2 protein-coding genes are annotated in these 2692 nt (G+C 69.0%); both read right to left on the reverse strand.

The annotated features are described in order from the left end of the window. Window positions 1–363 precede the first annotated feature (363 nt). A complete protein-coding gene (gene istB / locus ACZ6IM_RS42500; RefSeq protein WP_398918979.1) occupies window positions 364–1173 on the reverse strand; it encodes an IS21-like element helper ATPase IstB in 810 nt (269 codons plus the stop codon). Beyond that, a complete protein-coding gene (locus ACZ6IM_RS42505) occupies window positions 1170–2510 on the reverse strand; it encodes a Mu transposase domain-containing protein (RefSeq protein WP_319218850.1) in 1341 nt (446 codons plus the stop codon). The genes istB and ACZ6IM_RS42505 overlap by 4 nt, the downstream gene beginning before the upstream one ends. Between the last annotated feature and the right edge of the window lie 182 nt (window positions 2511–2692).

Consider the following 2692-nt stretch of genomic DNA (forward strand, 5'->3'; position numbering starts at 1 on the left):
ACTGCCGTCGGTGCCAGAGGGTCGATGGTTCCGGGGGCTGTCGGCTGCGGGGCGGGTGGAAGGGCTCGGGGATGTTCGCCGAGACGTCGTGCTCGTTCTTCGTCGCGGGTCCGGTTGCGTTGCCTTTCCGACTCGCGACGGCACTCGGGCGAGCAGTAGATCTGGCGGAGTCGGGGGTTCGCGGTGAAGATGCCCTCGCAGACCGGGCAGGTGTGGGCAGCCAGGCTGGCGGGAGCGCGTCGGTGGGCGGCGCTCTTGCAGCGGGGAGAGCAGTAGATCTGTCTCGGGCTCGGCATGAACTCACCTTCGCAGACAGGGCAGTTGGTGGGTCTGGGGGCGAGTTGGTCGTCGTTGTGGGTGGGGTCAGGAGACACGTGCGTTGACTCCCTTGCGCATGGCGTCGGCCTGGTTCTGGTGGCCGCGAAGTCGGTAGGAGGGTCCGTCGATGCCGGCGACGGCAGCTCGGTGCAGGAGCCGGTCGAGCATGGCGGCGGCGACGGTGGCGTCGCCGAAGGCTCCGGCCCAGTCGGCGATCCCGACGTTGGTCGTCAGGATCGTGCTGGACTTGAGATACCTCTGGTTGATCACCTGGAACAGGGCCGAGGCGCCGTCCTCGGGCAGCGGCAGATAGCCGAGCTCGTCGATGATCAAAAGCTTCGGGCCTGCGAAGAAGCGCATGCAGGTCTTCCAGCGGCCTTCGAGGGCGGCCTTGTGGCACTTGGCGGCGAGTTCGGCGGCGGTGGTGAAGTAGACGCGGTGGCCGGCGTCGACGGCCGCTCGTCCGGGGGCGACGGACAGCATGGTCTTGCCCACTCCGGGCGGGCCGACGAACAGCACGTTGGAGGCGTCGTCGAGGAAGCGGAGGGTGGCCAGGTCGCGGATCAGCTTCTCGTCGACGCCGGGTTGGGCGGCGAAGTCGAAGTCGGCCAGGGTCCAGGGCTCGGGCAGGCAGGCGAACCGTTCCCGGGCCGCGAGTTTGCGGGCTTCGGTGGCTTCGACCTCGATCTCCAGGAGCCGTTCCAGTGCTGCGGTCAGTGACATCCGCTCGGTGCGGGCCTGGTCCAGGACCCTGTTCAACGCCTCTGCTGCGTCGTTGAGTTTGAGGTAGGACAGGTGGCCTCTGAGCTGCTGGAATCGGCGGGCTTCGCTCACCTGCATCGGTGACGTACTCACTCCGGACTCTCCTCCTGCTTCGGTGAGGGGACACTCCGCAGCCGGTCGGCCACGGCGGCATAGTGGGTCAGGTCGATCACGACCCGTTCGGCTGAACTGCCGGCGGCCGGTCCTTCGCGCAGGCGCTCGGCTTCGGCCAGAGCTGCGGGTGACGGCGGTCTGCGGACCTTGGTCTTGCAGGGAGCTCGGTCGGAGAACGACGACAGCACCGCCCTCTCCAGGGCAATGACGTGTCCGTCGTCCCGGACGGTCTGCCCGGCGCCTCGCGGGGCTCGGTGGTGGCAGGCGACGACGGCCCGGCCGGCGGTGACGATCCGCAGGTCGTCCTCGCCGAGCCGGTGCAGAACCTTGACCGTGACGCCGGGCAGGCCGGGCGGGACGGAGTAGAAGTTGCCGTCGAAGGCGACCAGGCTCTGCGGGCTGACGGTCCGCTCGACCTCCAGCTCGGCCGGGAAGGGCCGGACCGGGATGTCGAGCAGGGGCTCGGCCGCGGCGAGCTCGCCGACGGTGGTGACCGCTCCGTCGATCCGCCGGCGCCGGTCGTCCATCCGGAGCGAGAGCTTGTCGACACCGGACTGGGCCTGCACGACCGTGAGGCCGTCGGGAACCGTGCGCCACCAGCGTTGAGCCGCCGAGTGGTTGGCCTTCTCCACAACTCCCTTGCGGTTGCCGCGGCGGGGCGGGCAGATGTCCACCCCGGCCCCGTAGTACTTGGCGACGGCGGCGAACGCCGCGGTGACCTGACCGCTGGAGGGATAGCAAACGGTGGCCATCCGGTCGAAGCGCCACCGGCGGGCGGTCCCGCCCAGCTTGCGCACAACATCGTCCAGGGCCTGGACCAGATGGGGGAAGTCCTCCGACTCCGCCAACACCGCCCTCCATCGGCCCGAGTGCGCGAGCGCCCCGACCAGCAGATGCGCGTGCCCACCCACCCCCCATCCTTCGGGAGGATCAGGCAGCTCCAGCCAGTCGAACTGGATCTCCTCGCCCGGCGGATGCGCGATCACTGCGACGTTGCGGCCGGTGGAGGCATGGCAAGGCTCGCAGTGCGGCCGGACGCGATAGCGGCGAAGGGCACGGGTGAACGTCGAGTACGCGCCCTCATAGCCGAGCCCCACCACCTCGTCGAACAGCGTGGATGCCCACAGGTGCGGGTCGTCAGCGAGGCGCTGCCGGCAGTACGGAAGGAACGGCACGAACGCGTCGGGCGCCTGACGCCGCTGGCCGGCGGTCCGCTCACCGTTCAGATAGGCCCGGATCGTCTTGCGGTCCCGGCCCAGATGCCGGGCGATCGCCGAGATCGTCCATCCCTGCCGACGCAGTGCATGAGCATCCACGTCTTCCTCCCGCGTAAGCATCCAGGCCCCCGAGCAGGCCGAACTTGCGCACGCAGGCTTTCCGGACCAACCGCCAGATACGACGACACACCGGGCAAGATCACACGATGGATGGGGAGATCAACAGAGCAGGTTTGCCCCACCCGTTAGCAGCAAGTGGGGAGATTCAAGAAGCGCCATCA

This window comes from Streptomyces sp. NPDC042336 (assembly GCF_055581985.1).